This window comes from Stenotrophomonas sp. BIO128-Bstrain (genome assembly GCF_030128875.1).
GTDB classification, from domain to species: Bacteria; Pseudomonadota; Gammaproteobacteria; order Xanthomonadales; family Xanthomonadaceae; genus Stenotrophomonas; species Stenotrophomonas bentonitica_A.
Genome location: NZ_CP124620.1, coordinates 278668 through 301217 on the forward strand (window position 1 = coordinate 278668; position 22550 = coordinate 301217).

21 protein-coding genes, 1 tRNA gene and 1 pseudogene are annotated in these 22550 nt (G+C 66.2%); 12 read left to right on the plus strand and 11 right to left on the minus strand.

What is annotated here, in order from left to right; genetic code table 11:
• The first annotated feature begins 83 nt into the window (after positions 1–83).
• Entirely contained in the window at positions 84–1601 is a 1518-nt protein-coding gene (locus tag POS15_RS01195) for an alanine/glycine:cation symporter family protein (RefSeq protein ID WP_019183918.1), read from the plus strand.
• Between the two features lie 52 nt (positions 1602–1653).
• Positions 1654–2433, plus strand: coding sequence for a TrmH family RNA methyltransferase (locus POS15_RS01200; RefSeq protein ID WP_237740307.1), 780 nt, complete (start codon positions 1654–1656; stop codon positions 2431–2433).
• A gap of 308 nt (positions 2434–2741) precedes the next feature.
• Here the strand turns inward: POS15_RS01200 and POS15_RS01205 are convergent, their stop codons facing one another.
• The 4 genes from POS15_RS01205 to POS15_RS01220 form a co-directional block, all read right to left on the minus strand.
• Entirely contained in the window at positions 2742–4163 is a 1422-nt protein-coding gene (locus POS15_RS01205; RefSeq protein ID WP_284128835.1) for a M28 family peptidase, read from the minus strand.
• Between the two features lie 215 nt (positions 4164–4378).
• Positions 4379–4792: a large-conductance mechanosensitive channel protein MscL gene (mscL, locus tag POS15_RS01210; RefSeq protein WP_019183921.1), complete on the minus strand. Its 414-nt coding sequence runs from the start codon at positions 4790–4792 to the stop codon at positions 4379–4381.
• A 58-nt stretch (positions 4793–4850) separates the two neighbouring features.
• Complete coding sequence (locus tag POS15_RS01215; RefSeq protein ID WP_019183922.1) at positions 4851–5558, minus strand: fumarylacetoacetate hydrolase family protein; 708 nt, start codon at positions 5556–5558, stop codon at positions 4851–4853.
• 108 nt (positions 5559–5666) lie between these two features.
• Positions 5667–5942: a hypothetical protein gene (locus POS15_RS01220; RefSeq protein ID WP_019183923.1), complete on the minus strand. Its 276-nt coding sequence runs from the start codon at positions 5940–5942 to the stop codon at positions 5667–5669.
• 179 nt (positions 5943–6121) lie between these two features.
• On the opposite strand from POS15_RS01220, the gene POS15_RS01225 reads away from it, so the two are divergent.
• Positions 6122–6469: a Rieske (2Fe-2S) protein gene (locus tag POS15_RS01225; RefSeq protein WP_026069892.1), complete on the plus strand. Its 348-nt coding sequence runs from the start codon at positions 6122–6124 to the stop codon at positions 6467–6469.
• A 136-nt stretch (positions 6470–6605) separates the two neighbouring features.
• On the opposite strand, the gene POS15_RS01230 is transcribed toward POS15_RS01225, so the two are convergent.
• Genes POS15_RS01230 through thiS form a run of 4 tightly spaced genes read right to left on the minus strand, consistent with a single transcriptional unit; the run spans position 6606 to position 10245 of the window.
• Positions 6606–8453 (minus strand): SLC13 family permease, encoded by a 1848-nt coding sequence (locus POS15_RS01230; RefSeq protein WP_019183925.1) that lies wholly within the window; start codon positions 8451–8453, stop codon positions 6606–6608.
• Between the two features lie 24 nt (positions 8454–8477).
• Entirely contained in the window at positions 8478–9212 is a 735-nt protein-coding gene (gene trmB / locus POS15_RS01235; RefSeq protein WP_070425797.1) for a tRNA (guanosine(46)-N7)-methyltransferase TrmB, read from the minus strand.
• Positions 9212–10006, minus strand: a complete 795-nt coding sequence (locus POS15_RS01240) for a thiazole synthase (protein ID WP_019183927.1) — start codon at positions 10004–10006, stop codon at positions 9212–9214. Before POS15_RS01240 ends, trmB begins: the two co-directional genes overlap by 1 nt.
• A 38-nt stretch (positions 10007–10044) precedes the next feature.
• On the minus strand, positions 10045–10245 hold the full coding sequence (gene thiS / locus POS15_RS01245; protein WP_019183928.1) for a sulfur carrier protein ThiS: 201 nt from the start codon (positions 10243–10245) through the stop codon (positions 10045–10047).
• 206 nt (positions 10246–10451) lie between these two features.
• On the opposite strand from thiS, the gene POS15_RS01250 reads away from it, so the two are divergent.
• The 7 genes from POS15_RS01250 to POS15_RS01280 all read left to right on the plus strand — a co-directional run bounded on the left by POS15_RS01250 (position 10452) and on the right by POS15_RS01280 (position 17075).
• Positions 10452–12281, plus strand: coding sequence for an autotransporter domain-containing esterase (locus tag POS15_RS01250; protein WP_019183929.1), 1830 nt, complete (start codon positions 10452–10454; stop codon positions 12279–12281).
• A 124-nt stretch (positions 12282–12405) separates the two neighbouring features.
• Positions 12406–12479: transfer RNA gene (locus POS15_RS01255), tRNA-Gly, on the plus strand.
• A gap of 292 nt (positions 12480–12771) precedes the next feature.
• Entirely contained in the window at positions 12772–13167 is a 396-nt protein-coding gene (locus POS15_RS01260; protein ID WP_284128836.1) for an SgcJ/EcaC family oxidoreductase, read from the plus strand.
• A gap of 146 nt (positions 13168–13313) precedes the next feature.
• Positions 13314–14207 (plus strand): 30S ribosomal protein S6--L-glutamate ligase, encoded by an 894-nt coding sequence (gene rimK, locus POS15_RS01265; RefSeq protein ID WP_019183931.1) that lies wholly within the window; start codon positions 13314–13316, stop codon positions 14205–14207.
• A gap of 252 nt (positions 14208–14459) precedes the next feature.
• Positions 14460–14927, plus strand: a complete 468-nt coding sequence (locus POS15_RS01270; RefSeq protein ID WP_026069893.1) for a hypothetical protein — start codon at positions 14460–14462, stop codon at positions 14925–14927.
• 143 nt (positions 14928–15070) lie between these two features.
• Positions 15071–15748, plus strand: a complete 678-nt coding sequence (locus tag POS15_RS01275; protein ID WP_019183933.1) for a response regulator transcription factor — start codon at positions 15071–15073, stop codon at positions 15746–15748.
• 4 nt (positions 15749–15752) lie between these two features.
• Positions 15753–17075 (plus strand): HAMP domain-containing sensor histidine kinase, encoded by a 1323-nt coding sequence (locus POS15_RS01280; protein ID WP_172838036.1) that lies wholly within the window; start codon positions 15753–15755, stop codon positions 17073–17075.
• Between the two features lie 59 nt (positions 17076–17134).
• Here POS15_RS01280 and coaE read toward each other — a convergent pair whose 3' ends face one another.
• The 3 genes from coaE to POS15_RS01295 are packed head-to-tail and all read right to left on the minus strand — an operon-like array spanning position 17135 to position 19887.
• Complete coding sequence (gene coaE / locus POS15_RS01285; RefSeq protein ID WP_284128837.1) at positions 17135–17746, minus strand: dephospho-CoA kinase; 612 nt, start codon at positions 17744–17746, stop codon at positions 17135–17137.
• A gap of 10 nt (positions 17747–17756) precedes the next feature.
• Positions 17757–18620: an A24 family peptidase gene (locus POS15_RS01290; protein ID WP_019183936.1), complete on the minus strand. Its 864-nt coding sequence runs from the start codon at positions 18618–18620 to the stop codon at positions 17757–17759.
• 7 nt (positions 18621–18627) lie between these two features.
• Positions 18628–19887 carry a type II secretion system F family protein gene (locus POS15_RS01295; RefSeq protein WP_284128838.1) on the minus strand — a complete coding sequence of 420 codons (1260 nt, stop codon included), beginning with the start codon at positions 19885–19887 and terminating at the stop codon, positions 18628–18630.
• A gap of 361 nt (positions 19888–20248) precedes the next feature.
• Between POS15_RS01295 and POS15_RS01300 the strand changes: the two genes are divergently transcribed.
• Positions 20249–20638, plus strand: a complete 390-nt coding sequence (locus POS15_RS01300; protein ID WP_284128839.1) for a prepilin-type N-terminal cleavage/methylation domain-containing protein — start codon at positions 20249–20251, stop codon at positions 20636–20638.
• A 128-nt stretch (positions 20639–20766) separates the two neighbouring features.
• Positions 20767–22494: pseudogene (gene pilB / locus POS15_RS01305) on the plus strand (type IV-A pilus assembly ATPase PilB).
• Positions 22495–22550 lie beyond the last annotated feature (56 nt).

Below are 22550 nucleotides of genomic sequence, written 5' to 3' on the forward strand. Positions count from 1 at the left end.
CAGCCCGGCGCGGATCGTGGAGAATCGACCGGGTCCCAGCCGACGGGGACGTTCCTTTTGTTTCCGCCGACTGGAGAGAGCGCGTGGAAGAAGTAGTCCATTTCATCAATGGGATCATCTGGAGCAAGGCTCTGATTTTCCTGTGTCTTGCCGCAGGCCTGTATTTCAGTGCCCGCACCCGTTTCATGCAGATCCGCGGGTTCGTGGAGATGTGCCGCCTGACCGTACAGGGTGAAAAATCCGAGGCGGGTGTGTCCTCGTTCCAGGCACTGGCCATGTCCATGGCCGGCCGCATGGGTATCGGCAACATCGCCGGCGTAGCCACCGCGATCGCGTTCGGCGGCCCCGGCGCGATCTTCTGGATGTGGGTGATGGGCTTCCTCGGCGCCTCGACGTCGTATGTGGAGTGCACCCTGGCGCAGATCTACAAGACCAAGGATGCCGAAGGCCGCTACCGTGGCGGTCCGGCGTACTACATCGAAAAGGCCATGGGCCTGAAGTGGTACGCGCTGGCCTTCGCCGTGGCGACCATCATCGCCGCCGGCTTCCTGATGCCGGGCGTGCAGGCCAATGCCATCGCCGACAGCATCATCAACGCCTGCCGTGGTGGTGCCCTGTGCGGGCCGCTGGATGGCCAGGTCATGGGCCTGGAATCGGTGCAGGCACTCAAGCTGGGCATCGGCATCGTGGTCGCGCTGCTGTTGGGCGTGGTCATCTTCGGCGGGGTCAAGCGCATCGCCAGCTTTGCCGAAGTGGTGGTGCCGTTCATGGCCGCCGGCTTCATCCTGATGGCCATCGTCATCATGATCCTCAACTACGAGCGCGTGCCGGAGATGTTCAACATCATCTTCAGCAGCGCCTTCGGCGCGCACGCCGCGTTCGGCGCCATGATGGGCCTGGCGGTGGAGTGGGGCGTCAAGCGCGGCATCTATGCCAACGAGGCCGGCCAGGGTACCGGCCCCCACGCGGCAGCCGCCTCGGAGGTCTCGCACCCTGCCAAGCAGGGTTACGTGCAGGCCTTCGCGATCTATTTCGACACCATGATGGTGTGCACCGCCACCGCCTTCCTGATCCTGGCCGCAGGCACCTACAACGTGTACTCGCCGGTGGCCGGCGGCGCGCCGGTGTTCGCCGGCCTGGCCGGCGTGGCTGAAGGTGCCGGCTACGCGCAGGCCGCGGTGGAAACCGTGCTGCCGGGCTGGGGCGCAGGCTTCGTGGCGATCGCGATCTTCTTCTTCGCCTTCACCACGATCATGGCCTATTACTACATGGCCGAAACCAACCTGAGCTACATCAACCACAACGCCAAGCGCCCGCTGACCGTGCTGCTGCTGCGCCTGGGCATCATCGGCATGGTGATCTTCGGTGCCTTCCACAATGCCGGCCTGGCCTGGGCGCTGGGCGACATCGGCGTGGGCCTGATGGCGTGGTTGAACATCATCGCGATCCTGATCGTGCAGAAGCCGGCGATGCTGGCGCTGCGCGACTATGAGCGTCAGAAGAAACTCGGCCTGGATCCGATTTTCGACCCCGATGCCCTGGGCATCAAGAACGCCGATTTCTGGCGTACCCGCAAGCTGGAGCTGTCCCGTAGTGAATGACCCCTGGAAGAATGCGCGCCGTCCGTCCTCGCGGCCGCCGCGCGCCACGCCGCTGCCGCCCCGCGAAGGTGGCACCCCGCCGCCGCCCGGCCGTGGCAGCGACGAGCTGCGCCTGTATGGCTGGAACGCCGTGCAGGCGTTGTTCGAGCATCGCCCGCAGGCGCTGCGCAAGCTGTACCTGACCGAGGCGCTGATTCCGCGCATGCAGCCGGTGCTGAAGTGGTGCGTGGCCAACCGCGTCGGCTACCGCGTGGTGGAAGACGGCGATCTGAACAAGCTCGCCGCCACCACGCATCACGAAGGCCTGGTGGCCGACGTGCTGCGCGCGCCGATGCTGGCGCTGGATGAATGGCTGGCCACGCTGCCGGCCGGGAAGCCGGTGCTGGCCTTGTGGCTGGATGGCGTGGGCAACCCGCACAACTTCGGCGCGATCCTGCGCTCGGCCGCGCACTTCGGTGTGGCCGGGCTGCTGTTGCCGCCGGACTCGACGCTGGCGCTGTCCGGTGCGGCCGCGCGCGTGGCCGAAGGCGGTGCCGAGGCCGTGCCGCTGGTGCGCCTGCCGGCGCTGCCCGAGGCGATGGCCCAATTGCGTGCCGCCGGTTTGAGCCTCGCTGCCACGCTGGTGGAGGGCGGCGATGATCTGTTCGCCACGGCGCTGCCATCGCGGCTGGTGTATGTGATGGGCGCCGAAGGCGAAGGCATGGACCGCGCGCTGGCCCAGGACTGTGACCATCAGGTCTCGATCCCGGGTACCGGTGTCGTGGAAAGCCTCAACGTCGCTTCGGCGACGGCAGTCCTGTTGGCGCAGTGGTACGGACGCAGTCGCGTTTGACCACAGCGTGCAATTTCGGGGGGAGCGCGGCGTCATTCGCGCCACCCACGGTGTGATCGGTTTCACCGAAATCGTCGTGACTACATCGCTTTCGGATTAATCGCATAGTGCATGCAGTGAAAACTGCGCACAGTGCGGAGTGGACGCTGTGCTGCGTGGATGAGGAGAGACACCCCCGCAGCGCGGCGATCCGCTTGTCCGGACCGCGAAGGTCTAGCGGCGCTCACCGCGTGGGGTGTGACGTTATCCCGGTAGCCCGGTCGCATTGCGACCGGGCTTTTTTTGTACCTGCCGCGTGTGTGTGGGGATTACTCGCTCGGCGGCGTGGTCGGCTTGGCTTCGCTGCCGAAGCTGCCATCGGCCTCGGCCGCCAGGTAAGCGAACACGGTGTAAGCGGCCACGTTCTGCGCCAGGGCGGCGGGGTCGATCTTGTCCAGGGTGTCGTCGGCGGTGTGGTGCAGGTGGAAGTAGTCACTGCCGTCCTGCGCCAACCACGCCCACGCGCCGCCCTTGGCGGCCAGCGGGCCCACGTCCGGGCCCGGGCCGCCCTTGTCGGCGGCGTACTCGATGCCGAGCGGCTTGAGCACCTCGGCGATCTGGCGGGTCGCCTCGCGCGAATTGGCCGGATTCGGCGAGCCGGTATTGAAGGCGTAGATGCGGCCGGCGCCGAAATCGCTCTCGGCCGCGAGCTGGTGCAGCACCACGTCCTTGGCGTGTGCCTCGGCATATGCCTTGCCGCCATACAGGCCCTGCTCTTCATTGGCGAAGGCGACCACGCGGATGGTGCGCTTGGGCGCCTGCTTGAGCTGGCCGATCAGGTGGCCGGCGGCCATGGTGATGCCTACGCCGGCCCCATCATCCACCGCGCCGGTGCCCAGGTCCCAGGAGTCCAGGTGACCGCCGATCACCACCACTTCCTTGGGCAGGCTGCGCCCGGTGATCTCGCCGATCACGTTGTACGAGGTTGCCTTGCCGTCCCAGCCGCAATCCAGGCTGAGCTTGAGCGTGGTGCTGCCCAGCGCAACCAGGCGCGCCAACTGGTTGGCATCGGGCACCGACAGCGCCGCAGCGGGTACCGGGGTCAGGCCGTCATCGAAGCGGGTGATGCCGGTATGCGGCACGCGGTGCGAGTCGGTACCGGCCGACCGCATCACGAAGCCGATCGCGCCCTTGCGGATCGCCTCGGAGGGGCCTTTGCTGCGCACCGCGCCGCCGTTGCCGTAGTCGCGGCCATCGCGGTAGGCGGTCATCTGGTAATCGACGAAGGCGATCTTCCCCTTCAGTGAGCCCTCGGGCGCGGCCTGCAGCGCGGCCAGGTCGGCGAACCGCACCACTTCCGCCTCCACCGTGCCACCCGGGCTGCCGCCGAGCGCGGTGATGGTCAGCGGCTGGGCATGCTTGCCGATCACCTCGGCGTGCTCACTGCGGCGCTCCCACTTGGGGAAGGTGACCGGCTCGGTCCAGACCTTGTCGAAGCCCAGCGATTTGAACTTGGCCACCGCCCACGCGACGGCGCGCGCGTCGGCTTCACTGCCGGCGATGCGCGGGCCAATCTCGGTGGTCAGCGACTCGACGACCTTCCAGCCGGTGTCATCCTTTAGGGCCTGCTCGCGCAGCTCGGCGGCGGTGGCCAGCGATGTGGGGGGCAGCGTGGTGATACCGGTCGCCGCGAACGCGGGCGCGGCCAGCAGGGCGAGGGAAGATGCGATGGCAAGGACGCGGCGACGCATGGACGAACTCCGGGAAACGGGGCGGAAGCGTCCGAGCTTACCAGTCTGTCCGGCGCGTACATGGGCGGGAGGTCATGCTCCGGCGAATGCTGTTTTCCAAACGCGAAAACCCCGCCGAAGCGGGGTTTTCAGGTAGTGCCGGCCGCTGGCCGGCTCCGCGCGATGCAGGGTGTCGGGTGAGCCGGCCAGCGGCCGGCACTACTGGGGGTGGGGTCTTACTGCTTGAGGTTGTCGCGGATCTCGCGCAGCAGCAGCACTTCTTCGCTCGGTGCCGCCGGGGCGGCCGGCTCGGCCTGCTTCTTGCGGGCCAGGCGGTTGATGAACTTCACGACCATGAAGATCGCAAAGGCCACGATCACGAACTGCACCACGGTATTGAGGAAGTCGCCGTAGCCGATCACCACCGCCGGGATCTCCTTGCCATCGGGCGCAATGCGCGCCGGGGCCAGGGTCCACGCCAGTTCGGAGAAGTCCACGCGGCCGATCACCCAGCCCAGCGGCGGCATGATGATCTTGTCCACCAGCGCGGTGACGATCTTGCCGAACGCCGCACCGATGACCACACCGACCGCCAGGTCGATGACGTTGCCACGCATGGCGAATTCTTTGAACTCAGTCAGTACACCCATCGGGCTCTCCTGTCGTAGTGGGGGAATCAAATGACGCCGCAGCGTAACGCAGCCATTGTCATCCGGCGATGATGCCGTGGCGCTCGGCCACGTTTTCCAGACGTGCGCTGAAACGGTCGCCGGGCTTCAACGCGGCCACGCCGGAAGGCGTCCCCATGAAGACCAGATCGCCCGCGCGCAGCGCCCATAGTTTGGAGAGTTCGTGCAGGATCTCCGGCACGTTCCAGATCATCTGGTCCAGCAGCGACTGCTGGCGCACTTCGCCATTGATCTCCAGCGAGAGGTTGAGCGCGGCTAGATCGCCGACTTCGCCAGCCGGCACCAGCTCGCTCACCGGGGCGGACTGATCGAAGCCCTTGGCCGGGTCCCACGGGTGGCCCTTGGCTTTGGCCTGCGCCTGCAGATCGCGGCGGGTCAGGTCCAGGCCGACGCCGTACCCGAACACCAGCGCTTCGGCCTGGTCGACCGGCAGTTCACCGGCAGGCGCGTCCTTGCCGATCGCCACCACCAGCTCCACTTCGTGGTGCAGGTCCTGGGTGGCGAGCGGGTAGGGGATCACATCGTCATGCCCGACCACGATCGCATCGGCCGGCTTGCTGAAGAACATCGGGCGGCCGCGATCATCGGCGGCGGGCACGGCCGCGCCCATTTCGCGCGCGTGATCGGCGAAGTTGCGGCCCACACAGTAGATCCGGCGCACCGGGAAAGTACCGCCACCGGCGACCGGAATGCGGGGCTGCTCGGGCGTGGGGATTACATCGGTCATGCGCGCGTCCTGTGGAGAGGTTTCGCCGCAGTCTAGAGCGTTTTTCCGCTCCCACAAACAGAAACGGCCGCGCAGGGCGCGGCCGTCATCAGGAGGGAAGCGCGTCGATCAACGCGACATCGGCAAGGCCTGCTTGCGGACCACGCGGTATTCACCGTCCACGACCTGCGACGGAGCGGTGCGCGCATTCTTGCGCTGGGCGAGCAGCTTCCATGCCAGGCCGGCGATGATCATCGCCGCGCCCACGAATACACCAACGAACACCAGCGCGGCCAGGATCGCCAAGCCCAACAGACCGACCGCGACGCGCACCAGCGGGTGGCGCGGCTTGCGCGGCGCGAACAGGGTGCGGAACTGGTTGAACTGGAAGATGCGGCTGTACATGGCACTCTTTTTGGCTGAGGTCAGCAGTGGATGAGTATCCGTGCTGGCCTTTGTGACTGAGTGAAAAAATCGTTAAACGCACCCCGCACACATTGCAAATCAATGACTTGTATTCATCCGGGAGCCAGTGACATGAGCGCGTGAGACACTACGGTTTCCGTTGCCTGCTGCTGGATGCCATGTCCCCGCCCGAGACCACCGCCACCGCCCTGATCACCCTGCAGGCCATTGCCGACGGGGGCTTCGCCGAGGTCGACGCCAGCATCGAGGGCGACAGCGAATCGGTGGTGCTGTACCGCCAGGGCGACCAGGTGCGCGCGTGGCTGAACATCTGCCCGCACGCCGGCCGCCGGCTGGACTGGGCCCCGGGTCAGTTCCTGAAAAGCAAGGAAGGCCACCTCGTCTGCGCGGCACACGGGGCCTCGTTCTCCCTGGACAACGGCGACTGCGTGGCCGGACCGTGCCGCGGTGATCGCCTGCGCGCGGTGCCCGTGCAGGTGCGCGATGGGCAGGTCTGGTTGGGATGACGACGAACGGCCGGCCACCCACCATCTGGTAGTGCCGGCCGCTGGCCGGCTGCGTTTGATGGCCAAGCTACGTGGAGCCGGCCAGCGGCCGGCACTACCTGATGCATTGCGGGAGCCGGCCAGCGGCCGGCACTCCCTAGAACATCAGGTTGATCATCAGCACCACGACCACCGTATAGATCAACGACAGCGGGGCGCCGACGCGCCACAGCTCGCGCGGGGTGTAATTGGCCGGGCCGGTGATCATCGAAATCACCGGGTTGGAGGCCGTCATCAGATTGTTGGAGGCCGACAACGCCACGATCAGCGCGAACGCGGTCGGGCTGCCCCCGGCCGCCAGTGCCAGGTTCACCGCAATGGGCACCATCACGATCGTCGCGCCCACATGGCTGATCACCAGCGAGAACATCGTGGTCAACAACGCCAGCGCGATTTCCAGCACCCAGACCGGGATGCCGGTCGGCAGGCGGTCGATGGTGTGGCCGGCGATCCACGCCGCCGCGCCACTGCTGTCCATCGCCCAGCCGAGCGGAATCAGCCCGGCCATCATGAACACCGTCTTCCAGTTGATCGAGGCATAGGCCTCGTCCATGCGCAGCACGCCGGTCAGCAGCATGCCGGCCACGCCGGTCATCAGGGTCAGCGCCACAGGCAGCTTGGAGGTCAGCGCGATCAGGATGGTGATGGCGAAAATGCTCATCGCGATCTTGAACTTGTGCGGGCGCTGTTCGCCCTTGGGGTAGTCGGTGACCACCACGAAGTCGCGGCTCTTGGCCGCCTGCGCCAGGTCGGTCCAGATGCTGTGGAAGACCAGCATGTCACCGGCGCGCAGCGCCACGTTGCGCACGTCCTCGCGGATCACCTGCTTGTCGCGGTTGATCGCCAGCAGGCTGATGCCGCGCTGCTTGCGCAGGCGCAGGTCCGAGGCGCTCTTGCCGATCACATCGGAGGTCGGCGGCACCACCGCTTCGGAAATGCCGGCGCGGCTCGGGTTGAACAGATCGCCCAGGTGCTTCAGCCGCGAGGACATCCGCAGGAACTGGTTCTGCGCGAAATCGCTGACCTGCTGGCGCGCGCCCATCACGCCGAGCACGCTGCCCACCCAGATGCGCATCTCCGCCGGCGGCGCCAGGCGGGTGTCGTTGCCGGTCTTGAGTGCCAGCAGCAGCGGCGCGTCGTGCACGTTCTCCGCTTCGCCCAGGGTCATGCCGACCAGCGGGCTTTCGGCAGTGACCACCAGCTCGAACACATCACCTTCGATGCCGTAGGTCTTGGCGAAGTAGCTTTCCGTGCGGGAGGGGGTAACGCCATCGTTGGCCAGCGTCTCTTCCTCGACCAGCTTGCGGTCGCCAAAGTAGCGGAAGTACAGCAGCGAGGCGATCAGCAGCGCCACGCCGATCGGCAGCGGCGCGAACATGCGCAGCGGTTCGATGGTGGCCAGGCCGGAGGGCAGGTTGTTGTTGGCCGAGGCCAGCAGATCGTTGAGCAGGATCAGCGGCGAGTTGCCGACCATGGTCAGTGCGCCGCCCATCACGATGGCCGCGGCGATCGGCAGCAGCAGGCGCTGCAGGGTCAGCCCGGTGCGCGCGGCCAGGCGCGAGGCGACCGGCAGGTACAGCGCCATCACCGAGGGGTTCTGCATGAACGAGGAGTTCAAGCCGGCGATCGCGGTGGTCATCATCAGCAGGCGCGTCTCCACGCCATGCCCGCGCCGCAGCAGCCACGCCGCCAACCGGTTCAACGCCCCGGTGCGGTCCAGGCCCGCGCCGAGGATGGTGGTGGCGATGATGCTCATCACCGCGTTACCGGAGAAGCCCCCGAAGATTTCTTCCGGGGCGATCAGGCCGGTGACGCCGAGCACCACCAGCACCACCAGCGCCACCACATCGGCGCGGATGCGCTCGAACAGGAACATCGCCATCGTGAAGCCGACCAGCCCGAGGACGAGCTTCATGTCGGTAGTCAGCGTCAGCGCGGTATCCATGGGGTGGCGCGGTTCCTAGTCGGATCAGGTGCGGTCGTACAACAGGTCCCACACACCATGGCCGAGCTTCTGGCCACGGGTTTCGAAATGGGTCTGCGGGCGCCATTCCGGCCGCTCCACCTGCCCACGCGGACCGGCCCGGTTGGTCAGCCCGGCGGTGGCGTCGAGCACCTCCCACATCTGCTCGGCATAGTCTTCCCAGTCGGTGGCGCAGTGCAGGCGGCCACCGACGCGCAGCTTGCGTACCAGCAGCTCGGCAAAGCCGGGCTGGATCAGGCGGCGCTTGTTGTGGCGCTTCTTGTGCCACGGGTCCGGGAAATAGATGCGCACTTCATCCAGCGCGCCATCGGCGATTTCCTTCTCCAGTACTTCCACGGCATCGTGGTGGTACAGGCGCACGTGGTCGGCGTTGTCGTCGGCCAGCGCGTTGAGCAGGCGGCCGACGCCGGGCGCGTGCACCTCCAGGCCGATGTAATCGCGGCTCGGGTCCTGCTGGGCGGCGAAGCGCAGCGCCGCGCCGTTGCCGAAACCGATCTCCAGCACCTTGTGCGCATCGCGCCCGAAGGTGGCATCCAGATCGCGCGGCTCACCGGTGAAGTCCAGCCCGAAACGCGGCCAGCGGTCGTCGAACGCACGCTGCTGGGCGGGGGTGAAGCGGCCCTGGCGCAGCACGAAACTGCGGACCTCGCGGCGGCCTTCGGTGATGGTGAAGGGCTTGGGCGGTGCCTTGGCACCGGCGCTGTCGAAAGGATTGGTCATCAGCCGATCAACCCGTCGATCGGCGAGGACGCACTGGCGTAGCGCTTGCGCGGAATGCGGCCGGCCAGGAAAGCCTCGCGGCCCGCTTCCACGGCCTTGCGCATCGCGCTGGCCATCAGCACCGGGTTGCGTGCACCGGCGATGGCGGTGTTCATCAGCACGCCATCGCAGCCCAGCTCCATCGCGATCGCCGCATCGGAGGCCGTGCCCACGCCGGCATCGACGATGATCGGCACCTTGGCGTCTTCGATGATCTGCAGCAGGTTGTACTTGTTCTGGATGCCCAGGCCCGAGCCGATCGGCGCGGCCAGCGGCATCACCGCGGCGCAGCCGATCTCTTCCAGGCGCTTGGCCAGGATCGGATCATCGGAGGTATAGACCATCACCTCGAAGCCATCCTTGACCAGCTGCTCGGCCGCCTTGAGCGTCTGCACCACATCCGGGTACAGGCTCTTCTGGTCGCCCAGCACTTCCAGCTTGGTCAGGTTGTGGCCGTCCAGCAGCTCGCGGGCCAGCCGGCAGGTGCGCACGGCGTCCTCGGCGGTGTAGCAGCCGGCGGTGTTGGGCAGGATGGTGTAACGGTCCGGCGGCAGCACGTCGAGCAGGTTCGGCTCGCCCGGGTTTTGCCCGATGTTGGTGCGGCGGATCGCCACGGTGACGATCCGGGCGCCCGCGGCCTCGGTGGCCAGGCGGGTTTCTTCCAGATCCTTGAACTTGCCGGTGCCGGTGAGCAGGCGGGAAGCATAGGTCTTGCCGGCGATCACCAGCGAATCAGTGGGGACAGGTGCGTTCATGCCCCGAATTATCGCCTATCGCGCGTCACGATGCTGCCTCAGCCGCCGCCCAGCGCATGCACGATCTCCACCACGTCGCCATCGCACAGCCCATGGCTGGCGTGCTGGCTGCGGGTCACGATCTCGCCGTTGACCTCGACCGCCACGCGGCGCTCGAGCAGCTGCTCGCTGAGCAGCAGGTCATGGACGGTCGCGGTGTGCGGAAGCTGGCGGTTTTCGCCGTTGAGCTGGATGTTCATGACGCTATTGTCCTTCAATCACCCGTCAGTGCGTACCCTGTGCGCCGCGCGGTAACAGTGCCGCGAGCGCCAGGCCAACGATGGCCGGGCGGCGGGGCTGGGGCGTTCATGCCGCAGCGCAGCGTGATGCGGGCCGGGTGCAGTGGAAACATGGCACCGTGCGCCGGCGTACGTCCCGCCGTCTTCCCCACCTGCAAGGAGTTTCCATGTTGCTCAGCAAACGCCCGATCCGTTCCCTCATGGCCGTGGCCATCGCCCTGGCGGCAGCGCCGGCCATGGCGCAGTCGCCGTATACCAAGACCGTCTTCATCGGCGACAGCCTGACCGACTCCGGCTACTTCCGCCCGCTGCTGCCGGCGGCGGTGCAGGCGGTGACCGGCAAGTCCACCACCAACCCCGGCTGGACCTGGGCCGAGCATGTCGCCAACTACTACGGCACCAATGCCGGTGCCCACGGCAACGGCCAGAACGGTGACAACTACGCCATCGGCGGCGCCCGTGTCGGCGTGGACACCAGCCAGGTGCTCATCCCGGGTACCCCGGCCGTGCCGGTGTACTCGCTCAAGACCCAGACCGCGCAGTACCTGGCGGCCAACGGCGGCAAGGCCGATCCGAAGGCGCTGTACACCGTGTGGGGCGGCGCCAACGACCTGTTCGCAATCCAGGCCGGCGCACCGCTGGTCCCGACCCTGACCGGTGCCGTCACCGACCAGGTCGGCATCGTCGGCACCCTGAAGGCGGCCGGCGCCGAGTACATCGTGGTGCCGACCATCCCCGACGTTGGCCTGACCCCGGGCGCCCGCGCCGGTGGCCCGGCGGGCATGGCGGCCGGCACCGCGCTGGCCAAGGCGTACAACGATGCCCTGTTCGGTGGCCTGAAGGCCGCCGGCCTGCAGGTGATCCCGGTCGATACCTTCCACATCCTGCAGGAAATCGTCGCCAACCCGGGCCAGTACGGCTTCGTCAACGCGACCAGCCCGGCCTGCACCACGGCCGCCTCGCTGACCTGCAACCCGACCAGCTACGTCACCCCGAACGCGGCCAACAGCTATGTGTTCGCCGACGGCGTGCACCCGACCACCGCCACCCACGAGATGCTGGGCCAGTACACCCTGTCGATCCTGGAGGCCCCGCGCAACCAGCAGGTCCTGACCCACTCGGCGCAGACCATCGGTCGCTCGCGCGCCGACCAGGTCAGCTGGCACGTCGATGGCCGTCCGGCCGACGGCCTGAGCTGGTGGGGCAACCTGCGCGGCGACATGCAGCGCTACGCCCACGCCGATCTGTACGACGGCATGGCCCCGGCCGGCCTGTTCGGCGTGGATTGGGCGCGTGACGGCATGGTGGTCGGCGGCTTCGCCGGCTATGGCCGCATGGACGCCGATTTCGGCAACAACAAGGGTGACTTCACCCAGTCCGACACCACGCTGGGCCTGTTCGCCGGCTGGTACGGCGACCGCGCCTGGGTCAACGGCCAGCTCAGCTACAGCTGGCTGGATTACGACGTGACCCGCAAGCTGCAGCTCGGCCCGGCCACGCGCATCCACAAGGGCTCGCCGGAAGGCAGCAACCTGACCGCTGCGTTGAACGCCGGCTACGAGTTCGGTACCGAGGGCGGCTTCCGCCACGGTCCGGTCGCCGCCGTGATCTGGCAGAAGGTCAAGCTGGACGGCTACACCGAGTCCAACCCGAGCGCCTCGGCGCTGGGCTATGGCGACCAGGACACGGATTCCACCGTCGGCCGCGTCGGCTGGCAGGCCCGCTTCGACGGCGGCAACGTCAAGCCGTATGTGCAGGTCACCTACGACCATGAGTTCGAGGACACCAAGCAGGCCAGCGCCTGGCTGCAGTCCATGCCGGACGTGGGCATGTACAAGGTGCCGGGCCTGGAGTTCGACAAGAACTACGCCACCGCCGTGCTGGGTGCGCGCCTGAACCTGTGGGGCCTGAGCAGCAACATCGGCATGAGCACCACCACGATGCAGAAGCGTGCACGTGACGTGTCGCTGTTCGCCAGCTTCGGCGGCAGCTTCTGATCCAACGTGCGCAGTGCCCGTTCGCGGGCGCCGCGCACGGCGCCGGAAAGCGTGAAACAACGGGCGGCCCAGTGCCGCCCGTTGCGTTTGAGGGCCCCGCCCGAATAGACTTACGCCGCGCCTTGCGGGTGTAGCTCAATGGTAGAGCTGTAGCTTCCCAAGCTACTGACGAGGGTTCGATTCCCTTCACCCGCTCCATATCCCCCCGTGCTTGCGGGGATGCCGGCCGCTCCGCACCCTCCGATCCCCTCCGCAATTTTTGTGCTCAGGTCAGGCCTGTGTCTCGATCGAGCCTCCAGCTGGGGCTTGCTGGCGGGTTTGCCAGTTTTCGACGCCAGTGATACGGTCACTGCATGCCACTTGTACGCGCCCGCACGTTGATTATTGCCACCCTCCATAAGGGTGGGTAGAGCGCGTCTTGTGATCAGACAACGCAACCCGCCGCGAGGCGGGTTTTGTTTTTCCGCCGCGGCCATTTTTGGAGTCAAGAATGTCCGATCATCCCCTGAAGACCCTTATCGAAGCCGCAGACCGATCCATATCGGCGAAGGACTTCGATGGCCTGATGCGGTTCTACACAGATGACGCCACCCTGGTGGTGAAGCCGGGCATGTACGCCAGGGGCAAGGACCAGATCAAAAGCGCATTCGAGGCAATCTCTTCTTACTTCGACGGCAAACTGAAGGTCCGCCAAGGCAAGATGGAAGTGATTGAGGGCGGGGAAACGGCGCTGGTTGTCATGGAAACCTGGCTGGATACCACCGATGAAGAGGGCGCTCCGATCTCGACGGTTCGCCGGGCCACCTACGTGTTTCGTCGGGAACCGGACGGCAACTGGCTTTGCGCTGTAGACAACTCGTACGGCACTGCTCTGCTTGATAGTTGAAGACGGCGCCCCGGTCTCGCGGCGTGCACCCAGCCCATTAACAGCGGGAAAGTGCCGGATGCGGGCAGCTGGATCGCGAGCGCCGTCCGTCATCGCGGCCTACACGCCACGCGCTATGCTTCGCGCTTTCCAGCCCCTGCGCCGCGATGAAACTCGCCATCCTGTCCCGCAACAGCAAGCTGTACTCCACGCGTCGCCTGGTGGAGGCCGCGCGTGCGCGGGGCCATACCGTGCGCATCCTCGATCCGTTGCGCTGTTACATGCGCATCGCCGCGGATGGCTTCACCATGCATTACAAGGGCCGGCCGATCACCGGGGTGGACGCGGTGATCCCGCGCATCGGTGCTTCGGTCACCCGCTACGGGACGGCCGTGCTGCGCCAGTTCGAGATGATGGGCGCCCGCACGCCCAACCCCTCCGACGCGATCCTGCGCGCGCGGGACAAGCTGCGCGCGCACCAGATCCTGGCCTCCAAGGGCATCGACATGCCGGTCACGGTGTTCGGCGACAACCCGGACGACACCGTCGATCTGCTCTCGATGCTCGGCCCGCCGCCGCACGTGGTGAAGCTCAACGAGGGCACCCAGGGCCGCGGCGTGATCCTGACCGAGAAGGCCAGCGCCTCACGCGGCATCGTGGAGGCGCTGCGCGGGCTCTACGCCAACTTCCTGATGCAGGAGTTCATCGGCGAGGCGCAGGGCGCCGACCTGCGCTGCCTGGTGGTGGGTGATCAGGTGGTCGGGGCGATGCAACGGCAGGCGCCGGAGGGAGACTTCCGCTCCAACCTGCATGCCGGCGGCAGCGCCCGCGCCGCCAAGGCCAGCCGGGCCGAGCAGCTGGTGGCGGTGCGCTCGGCCAAGGCGCTTGGGCTGGGCGTGGCCGGCGTGGATCTGATCCGCTCCAGCCGCGGCCCGCTGGTGCTGGAGGTCAACTCCACCCCCGGCCTGGAGGGGATCGAGGCGATCTGCCAGGCCGACCTGGCCGGGCGCATCATCGACCACGTCGCTTCGTTGAAAAAGCCTTCAAATACAAAGGGTTGATCGGGTGTTTCAATGCCGCTTGAGGTCTTAACATCGGTTTAATCGCCCCCGGCGTAGGCTCTGTCGAACCGCAGCTCTGCCCTCCTCAGCAGGATCGGTAATCGGGAAACACCTTCAGGCCCGGCCAGCTTCGTCTGTCCGGGCCTTTTTCTGCCCGCGCAGGCCCTGCGGCCCCTGCCATGAGTAACTTGTCGGCCGATGCTCATCCTCGTAGAGTTGGCTCTCATTCATTTTTGGATAAGGAAGTCAGGGATGTCTCGATTGACCGTTATTGCATTGTTGTCCTGTCTGGCGATCTCCGCCCATGCCAAGCCGGCATCGGAGCCGGTGGTCGCGATCACTTCCGACGCGCCCGTCGCCGAGCAGCTGGCGAACGTCGAACGTGCGCTGCGCACCGAGGCCTACAGCGAAATGAGCGTGGAAGATAAAAGCCGCGTCCAGGGCGCTCTGAACCGTATCAGGGTCAAGATGGGCAGCAATGAGCGGGTCGAGCAGCTTTCGCCGCTTCTCCGCACGGATGTGTTCAACGATCAAGAATTGATCAACACGATGATGACCAACGCGAGGGAAGACAGCCGCATGATCTGCCGCAGCGAACGCCCCACGGGAAGCAACCGGCCGCAGCGGGTGTGCATGACGGTGGCACAGCGGCGCGAGGCTGCCGAGGATGCCCGCAAGATGATGCGGGATTTCACGCCATCCCAGTCCAATCAGCGCTGATTCTTGACGCTGCGCCAGCATTCGACGGTGTCTAATGTTAAGAATCGACGCTGTATGGTCAGCGTGAGGTCGCGCAGTCCCGTTCCCATCGCTGCCCTGCGGCTCCGTTCTTTCCGTTGAACCCCCACGAATCAGAGGTCCCAGTGCGAATTCTCGTCATCGAAGACAACAGCGACATTGCCGCCAACCTCGGCGATTACCTCGAAGACCGCGGTCACACCGTCGACTTCGCCGCCGATGGCGTCACCGGCCTGCACCTGGCGGTCGTCCATGAGTTCGACGCGATCGTGCTGGACCTCAACCTGCCCGGCATGGATGGGATCGAGGTCTGTCGCAAGCTCCGCAACGAGGCGCGCAAGCAGACCCCGGTGCTGATGCTGACAGCCCGCGATTCGCTGGACAACAAGCTGGCCGGCTTCGACTCCGGCGCCGACGACTACCTGATCAAGCCGTTCGCGCTGCAGGAAGTCGAGGTGCGTCTTAACGCCCTGTCGCGTCGCGGCAAGGGCGTGCAGACCCGCGTGCTGGAAACCGGCGATCTGGAATACAACCTGGACACGCTGGAAGTGCGCCGCCAGGGCAAGCTGCTGCAGCTCAACCCGACCGCGCTGAAGATCCTGCAGGCGCTGATGGAGGCCTCCCCGGCCGTCGTCACCCGCCAGGAACTGGAAACCCGCGTCTGGGGCGAAGAGCTGCCGGATTCGGATTCCCTGCGCGTGCACATCCACGGCCTGCGCGCCGTGGTCGACAAGCCCTTCGAAGTCCCGATGATCCAGACCCGCCATGGCATCGGATACCGCATCGCCGCGCCGGAAGCCTGATCCGGTGACGGGGAAGGGGGAGCGTCGCCGCGCGCCATACCGGCGGCGGCTGCGCAGCCGCATCATCGTCTCGTTCGTGCTGTTGGGCTTCTGCCTGACCACGCTGTTTGCGTTTGCCACCAACTGGGCGCGGGCCCGGGTGGAGAACCAGCTCGTCGAAGACGTGATGAACCGCAACATCGATGAGTTCGCGCGCCGGTTCTACGAGAGCCCGGGGCGCAATCCCGCCGTCCCCGTGCAGCAGATCCGTGCTTTCGCCTATCCCAGCGACAAGTTCGACCGCGTACGCGAAGAGCGTCCGGAGTGGGCGGCGTTTGCCACAGGCAACTACAAGCTCAGCGGCGTGGACGAGCACAACGAACCGTTCTCCTACAAGCTGGCCGTCCGCAAAGCGCCGGATGCATGGTTCTTCCTCGCCTATGACATGACCGAGAGCATCCGCGGCGAGGAGCAGCTCAAGCGCGCGCTGTTCTTCTCCGTGCTGGTGTTCAGCGCCCTGTCCCTGGTGCTGGGCTGGTGGTCCGCCTCCAAGGTGATGAAGCCGGTCTCCGATCTGGCCGCCCGCCTGCGTGCGTATCGCGGTGGCACCAGTGAGCCCGAACCGCTGGCACCGCGCTTCCCGGACGATGAGGTGGGCCAGCTGGCCCAAGCGCTGGATGACTACTCCGCGCGGCTGACCGAAGTAGTGCAGCGCGACCGCGAGTTCAACGCCGACGTCAGCCATGAGCTGCGCACGCCGTTGGCCGTGATCCGCGGTGCTACGGAGCTGCTGCTGACCCGCCCGGATCTCGATCCCAAGGTGTTGCAGCGCCTGCAGCGCATCCAGCGCGCCGAGCAGCAATGTACCGATCTGATTGGCGCGCTGCTGCTGCTCTCGCGCAACGAGCGCGGGCAGGGCAGCAGCAATGTCGCCCGGGTCTCCGAGCAGCTGCTGGATTCGCACCGTGCCCAGCTCGGCGGCAAGCCGCTCGAACTGATCCTGGAAGGCAACCACGACCTGGTGATCGATGCACCGGAATCGGCGCTCTCGGTCGCGTTGGGCAACCTGATCGGCAATGCCGTGAAGTACTCCAAGGAAGGCGCGGTGCGCGTGCGGGTGGGCAACAACGCGGTCGAGGTGATCGACAGCGGCCCCGGCCTGAGCGAAGAAGATGCCGCCAAGCTGTTCCAGCGTGGCTACCGCGGCACGCATGCGGGTCATTCGCAGGGTGGGGGTATCGGCCTGTCCATCGTCAGCCGCCTGTGCGATCTCTACGGCTGGCAGGTCAACGTGCGGCCAGGCGCCGGGCGCGGCGTCATCGCCACGCTGACTTTCTCCCCCGCCTGAAACGGTAGAGCCGACCGTTGGTCGGCTCCTGCCACCGACGTTGGTCGGCTCCCCCAGTTCTACCGCGCCGCCAACTCCCGATAGGCCCGATCCAGCCGCTCCACATGCGCCTGCAGGTGGTCCGGGTGCCCATCATTGACCACCACGTCGTCGGCCAGCGCCAGGCGCGCCTCGCGGCTGGCCTGGGCGGCAATCATCCGATCGGCCAGCGCGGCATCGATGCCGTCGCGCTGCATCAGCCGCGCGTGCTGCACGGCCACCGGCACGTCCACCACCAGGATGCGGTCCAGCCAGGGGTATTGCTGGCGGCCGCCGGCCTCGGTGAGCAGGGGAACGGCGGCAATCGCGTACGGTCCCTCGGCCTGCTCGCAGCTCTCGCGCAGCAGCTGGCGGATCGCCGGGTGGGTGATCGCCTCCAGCGCCTGGCGCGCCTGCGCGGAATCGAAGATGCGGGCTCGCAGCGCGGCACGGTCCAGCTGGCCGTTGGCCTGCAGGATGGTGTCTCCGAAGTGGGCGGCGATCCGCGCCAACCCCTCGCTGCCCGGCGCCACCACCGCGCGTGCGGCCAGGTCGGCGTCGGCCACGGTGATGCCCAGCGCCTCGAAGCGGCGGCTGACCTCGCTCTTGCCGGCGGCAATGCCGCCGGTCAGCCCGATCACGAAGCGGCTCATCGCGTGGCCCTCAACGCAGGCCGGCGTAGCTCAGGTAGCCGTTGATCAACGGCTCGCCCCACATGAAGACGATCCAGCCGGCAATGGCCAGATAGGGCCCGAACGGAATCGGCGTGGCCCGGTCGCGGCCGCGCGAGTACAGCCAGATCGAGCCGACGATGGCGCCCACGATGGACGACAGCAGGATGATCGGCAGGATGCCTTTGAGCCCGCACCAGGCCCCCAGCGCGGCCAGCAGCTTGAAATCGCCGTGGCCCATGCCTTCCTTGCCGGTGAGCTGCTTGAACAGCCACCACACCGACCACAGCGACAGATACCCCGCCAAGGCGCCCAGCAGGGCCGGTTTGGCGGGCATGTAGAGGTTGTCGCTGGCCGCGATCAGGCCCAGCCACATCAGGGGCAGGGTCAATTGGTCCGGTAACAGCTGGGTGCGCAGGTCGATACCCGACAGCGCCACCAGGAAGCAGCTCAGCACGATCGCGCCGAAGCCCTGCCAGCCGAACCCGAACTGCCAGACGCTGGCGGCCACCAGCAGGGCGGTCAGCAGCTCCACCAGCGGGTACTGGATCGAGATCGGGGCATGGCAATGGCGACACTTGCCGCGCAGGACCAGCCAGCTGAACAGCGGGATGTTCTCGTACCAGGACAGCTTGTGCTTGCAGTGCGGGCAGTGCGAAGGCTCCACCACGATGCCCGGTGGTGGTGGCTCGTAGATGTCCGGCTCTTCCAGCACTTCGCGCGCATCGCGCTTCCACTCCCACTCCAGCCGCTTGGGCAGGCGCAGGATGACGACGTTGAGGAAGCTGCCAAGGAGCAGCCCCAGCCCGACCGCGGCGGGGTAGCCGAGGCCGGGATGCTGGTCGAGAAATGCCATTTATTGATTATCCAACCACGGAGGCGAGTTTGAAGATGGGCAGGTACATGCCGACCACCATACCGCCGACGACCACACCGATGAAGACCATGATCATCGGTTCGAGCAGGCTGCTCAAGGCATCGACCGCATTGTTGACCTCCTGCTCGAAATACTCGGCCACCTTGAACAGCATGGTGTCCAGGGCGCCGGCCTCTTCGCCGATGGCGGTCATCTGCACCACCATGTGCGGGAAGATGTTGACCTGCTTCATGGCCATGTTGACCGGGTAGCCGACCGAGACATCGTCACGCATGCGCAGCACGGCCTCCTCGTAGACCTTGTTGCCGGTGGCGCCGGCCACGATGCCCAGCGCCTCCACCAGCGGCACGCCGGCCTTGAAGGTCACTGCCGTGGTCCGGGCGAACCGGGCGATCGAGCTGTTGTGCATGATCTGGCCGATCACCGGCACCTTCAGGATGAAGCGGTCCATGCCGTGCTGCATCGAGGGCGAGCGCCGGTAGGCGAAGATGAAGCCCACGATCCCGCCAATCACGATGAGCAGAATGAGCCACCACCACGCGACCATGAACCTGGACGCGGCCACGATCAGCTGGGTGAAGGCGGGCAGGTCCGCACCGAAGCTCTTGAACACGTCTTCGAACTGCGGCACCACGAAGATCAGCAGGATCGCGCTGACGATCAGGGCCACCGCGATGACCATGGCCGGGTAGAACAGGGCCTTCTTGATCTTGCCCTTCAGGGCCTCGATGTTCTCTTTGTAGTTGGCCACCGTGTCGAGCACGGTTTCCAGCACACCGGCGCCTTCGCCGGCCCGGACCAGGTTGCGGTAGAGCTCGTCGAACTGCACCGGGTGCTTGCTGATCGCCTCGTACAGCGAGGAGCCGCCTTCGATATCGGTGCGGATGCTCTCCACCATCTTGCGCATGCGCGGGTTCTTGTGCCCGCTGCCGATGATCTCCAGCGAGCTGACGATCGGCACGCCGGACTTCATCATCGTCGCCATCTGGCGGCTGAAGAAGGCGATGTCCTTGGTGCTGATCGCACTGCCGGCCGCCCCGAACAGGGGCTTGGGCTTGGGCCTGACCACGTTGGGCGTGATGCCCTGGCGGCGCAGCTCGGCGCGCAGCAGATTGGCATTCTTGGCCGGCGTCTCGCCTTTCATCTTGACGCCGCGTTTGTCGGTCCCCACCCAGACAAACGGTTGCAGCTCCATGGTGTTGCGGACCACGGGCTCTTTCTTGATCGCACTACGGCTGACAGACATTTTCTGGCTCCCCAGCCACGCCATCCCCAGGCGGGCTATCTCGCGGCATGGTAGCCGGTTCCGTGGGCGCTGGGCAGTCCTTCGGGGTGCCCCGAAGCGATGGGCTGGCGGGACCGGGTGGGTCAGAAGGTGACGCGGCCGGTCACATTGCCGGGTCCGTCGCAATTTGTTGCGCGGGGGGTTCCAATCCGGAAGATTGCTGCCATCATTGCGCCGGGGAATGCTGGGGAGCATTGCCGACCCAGTTGGCATGTAACCTGCTTCGATCCACCCGCACAGGGCGCCCGCCCCGCTCAACCGGCTTGCCGGCATGGCGACGGCCCAGTGCCCTACACATTATCTATCTCTAGGGGATGTACACATGAAGAACCAGAAGGGCTTTACCCTGATCGAACTGATGATCGTCGTGGCGATCATCGCGATCCTGGCCGCCATCGCGTTGCCGCAGTACAAGAACTACACCGCGCGCGCCAAGATCGCCCAAGCTGTTGCCAGCGTTGCTGGGGAGAAGATCAAGGTTGGCGAGAACCACAGCTCCGAAGTTGACGACCTGTGCACGGGCATCGTTGCTGGCAAGTGCACTGGTGATGGTGTGCTGGCTGGTGCTTCGAACGATGGCACTGCCACGGTTACCATCACCCCGGCGATCAACGCTGATGGCGAAACGCCGATCACTTGGGCTTGCGTTGTTGACACTTCCGGTGCCGCAAGTTACGTGGACAAGGACTGTGACAATCTGAATGGCCAGTAATTGAGCTGGCTTCAGTTTGTGTAGTGAGTTTTTTAGCAGATGCCCGCGAGAGATCGCGGGCATCTCTGTTCTGGTCTCACTATGTCATAGCGTTGTTACCCTAGATCCAATCTGATCGAGCCCATTCAATGCACACTGTCGCCGCCACCGCCAACCTCGTCGGCATCACCGGCATTGCCCGCCGCCTGGTCCAGGACGGCGCGCTGGACGAGGCCGCCGCCCGCACCGCCATGGCCGACGCCACCGCCGCCCGGCAGCCGCTGCCGCAGTGGTTCGCGGAGAAGAAGCTCGTCACCGCCGCGCAGCTGGCTGCCGCCAACGCGCTGGAGTTCGGCATGCCGCTGCTGGACGTGTCCGCGTTCGACAGCAGCCACAACGCCATGAAGCTGGTGAGCGAGGAGTTGCTGCGCAAGCACCACGTGCTGCCGCTGTTCAAGCGCGGCGGCAGGCTGTTCGTGGGCACCAGCAACCCGACCCATTCGCTGGATGAGATCAAGTTCCACACCAACCTGGTGGTCGAGCCGATCCTGGTGGACGAGGAACAGATCCGCCGCACGCTGGAGCAGTGGCAGACCAGCCAGGACACCCTGGGCTCGGCGCTGGGCGGCGGCGATGATGATATGGGCGACCTGGATGTCTCGGCCGGCGACGAGGAAAGCGGTACCACCGATGCGGGGATCGACGCCAAGGGCGATGACACCCCGGTCGTCAAATTCATCAACAAGGTCCTGATCGACGCCATCCGCAAGGGCGCCTCGGACATCCATTTCGAACCCTACGAAGACGACTATCGCGTGCGCCTGCGCATCGATGGTCTGCTCAAGAACGTGGCCAAGGCCCCGGTCAAGCTCAACCAGCGCATCGCCGCGCGCCTGAAGGTGATGGCGCAGCTGGATATCGCCGAGAAGCGGGTGCCGCAGGATGGGCGCATCAAGCTCAACCTCTCCAAGACCCGCCAGATCGACTTCCGCGTCAGTACGTTGCCGACCCTGTTCGGCGAGAAGGTGGTGCTGCGTATCCTCGATGGCAGTGCCGCCAAACTGGGCATCGACAAGCTCGGGTATGAGCCGGCGCAGCAGAAGCTGTTCCTGGATGCGATCCACAAGCCCTACGGCATGGTGCTGGTCACCGGCCCGACCGGCTCGGGCAAGACGGTGTCGCTGTATACCGCCCTGGGCATCCTCAACGATGAGACGCGCAACATTTCCACCGCCGAAGACCGGTCGAAATCCGCCTGCCCGGCGTCAACCAGGTGCAGCAGAACGTCAAGCGCGGCATGACCTTCGCCGCGGCGCTGCGCTCGTTCCTGCGCCAGGATCAGGACATCATCATGGTCGGCGAAATCCGCGACCTGGAACGGCCGAACTCGCGATCAAGCGGCGCAGACGGGCCACATGGTGCTCTCTACGCTGCATACCAATGATGCGCCCAGACCATCGCGCGCCTGATGAACATGGGCATCGCCCCGTACAACATCACCAGCTCGGTGACCCTGGTGATCGCACAGCGCCTGGCGCGCCGGCTATGCAACCACTGCAAGCGCCCGGTGAGCTGCCGGCCAACGCGCTGCTGGCCGAAGGCTTCACCCAGGCCCAGCTGGACGCGGAGCATCAACGCTGTTCGAGCCGGTCGGCTGCGATGAGTGCACCGAAGGCTACAAGGGCCGTACCGGTATCTACCAGGTGATGCCGATGACCGACGAAGATCTCCACGATCGTGCTGGCGGTGGCAATGCACTGCAGATCGCCGAGGCCGCGCAGCAGGCCGGGGTGAACGATCTGCGCCAGTCCGCGTTGGCCAAGGCCGCTGCCGGGGTGACGGGTCTGGCGGAGATCAACCGGGTCACCAAGGATTGATCAGCGCGGTTGGCTGATACGGAAAGGCCCGCGCAAGCGGGCCTTTCTGGTTCTGG

Bases quoted from the DNA above. Each gene is read 5' to 3' on its own strand.
- POS15_RS01220 (WP_019183923.1), bottom strand. From the start codon at position 5,942: ATGTACAGCCGCATCTTCCAGTTCAACCAGTTCCGCACCCTGTTCGCG.
- POS15_RS01230 (WP_019183925.1), bottom strand. From the start codon at position 8,453: ATGGATACCGCGCTGACGCTGACTACCGACATGAAGCTCGTCCTCGGG.
- POS15_RS01260 (WP_284128836.1), top strand. From the start codon at position 12,772: ATGTCCGATCATCCCCTGAAGACCCTTATCGAAGCCGCAGACCGATCC.
- trmB (WP_070425797.1), bottom strand. From the start codon at position 9,212: ATGACCAATCCTTTCGACAGCGCCGGTGCCAAGGCACCGCCCAAGCCC.
- rimK (WP_019183931.1), top strand. From the start codon at position 13,314: ATGAAACTCGCCATCCTGTCCCGCAACAGCAAGCTGTACTCCACGCGT.
- POS15_RS01300 (WP_284128839.1), top strand. From the start codon at position 20,249: ATGAAGAACCAGAAGGGCTTTACCCTGATCGAACTGATGATCGTCGTG.
- POS15_RS01290 (WP_019183936.1), bottom strand. From the start codon at position 18,620: ATGGCATTTCTCGACCAGCATCCCGGCCTCGGCTACCCCGCCGCGGTC.
- POS15_RS01205 (WP_284128835.1), bottom strand. From the start codon at position 4,163: ATGCGTCGCCGCGTCCTTGCCATCGCATCTTCCCTCGCCCTGCTGGCC.
- thiS (WP_019183928.1), bottom strand. From the start codon at position 10,245: ATGAACATCCAGCTCAACGGCGAAAACCGCCAGCTTCCGCACACCGCG.
- POS15_RS01295 (WP_284128838.1), bottom strand. From the start codon at position 19,887: ATGTCTGTCAGCCGTAGTGCGATCAAGAAAGAGCCCGTGGTCCGCAAC.
- POS15_RS01270 (WP_026069893.1), top strand. From the start codon at position 14,460: ATGTCTCGATTGACCGTTATTGCATTGTTGTCCTGTCTGGCGATCTCC.
- coaE (WP_284128837.1), bottom strand. From the start codon at position 17,746: ATGAGCCGCTTCGTGATCGGGCTGACCGGCGGCATTGCCGCCGGCAAG.
- mscL (WP_019183921.1), bottom strand. From the start codon at position 4,792: ATGGGTGTACTGACTGAGTTCAAAGAATTCGCCATGCGTGGCAACGTC.
- POS15_RS01240 (WP_019183927.1), bottom strand. From the start codon at position 10,006: ATGAACGCACCTGTCCCCACTGATTCGCTGGTGATCGCCGGCAAGACC.
- POS15_RS01215 (WP_019183922.1), bottom strand. From the start codon at position 5,558: ATGACCGATGTAATCCCCACGCCCGAGCAGCCCCGCATTCCGGTCGCC.
- POS15_RS01225 (WP_026069892.1), top strand. From the start codon at position 6,122: ATGTCCCCGCCCGAGACCACCGCCACCGCCCTGATCACCCTGCAGGCC.
- POS15_RS01250 (WP_019183929.1), top strand. From the start codon at position 10,452: ATGTTGCTCAGCAAACGCCCGATCCGTTCCCTCATGGCCGTGGCCATC.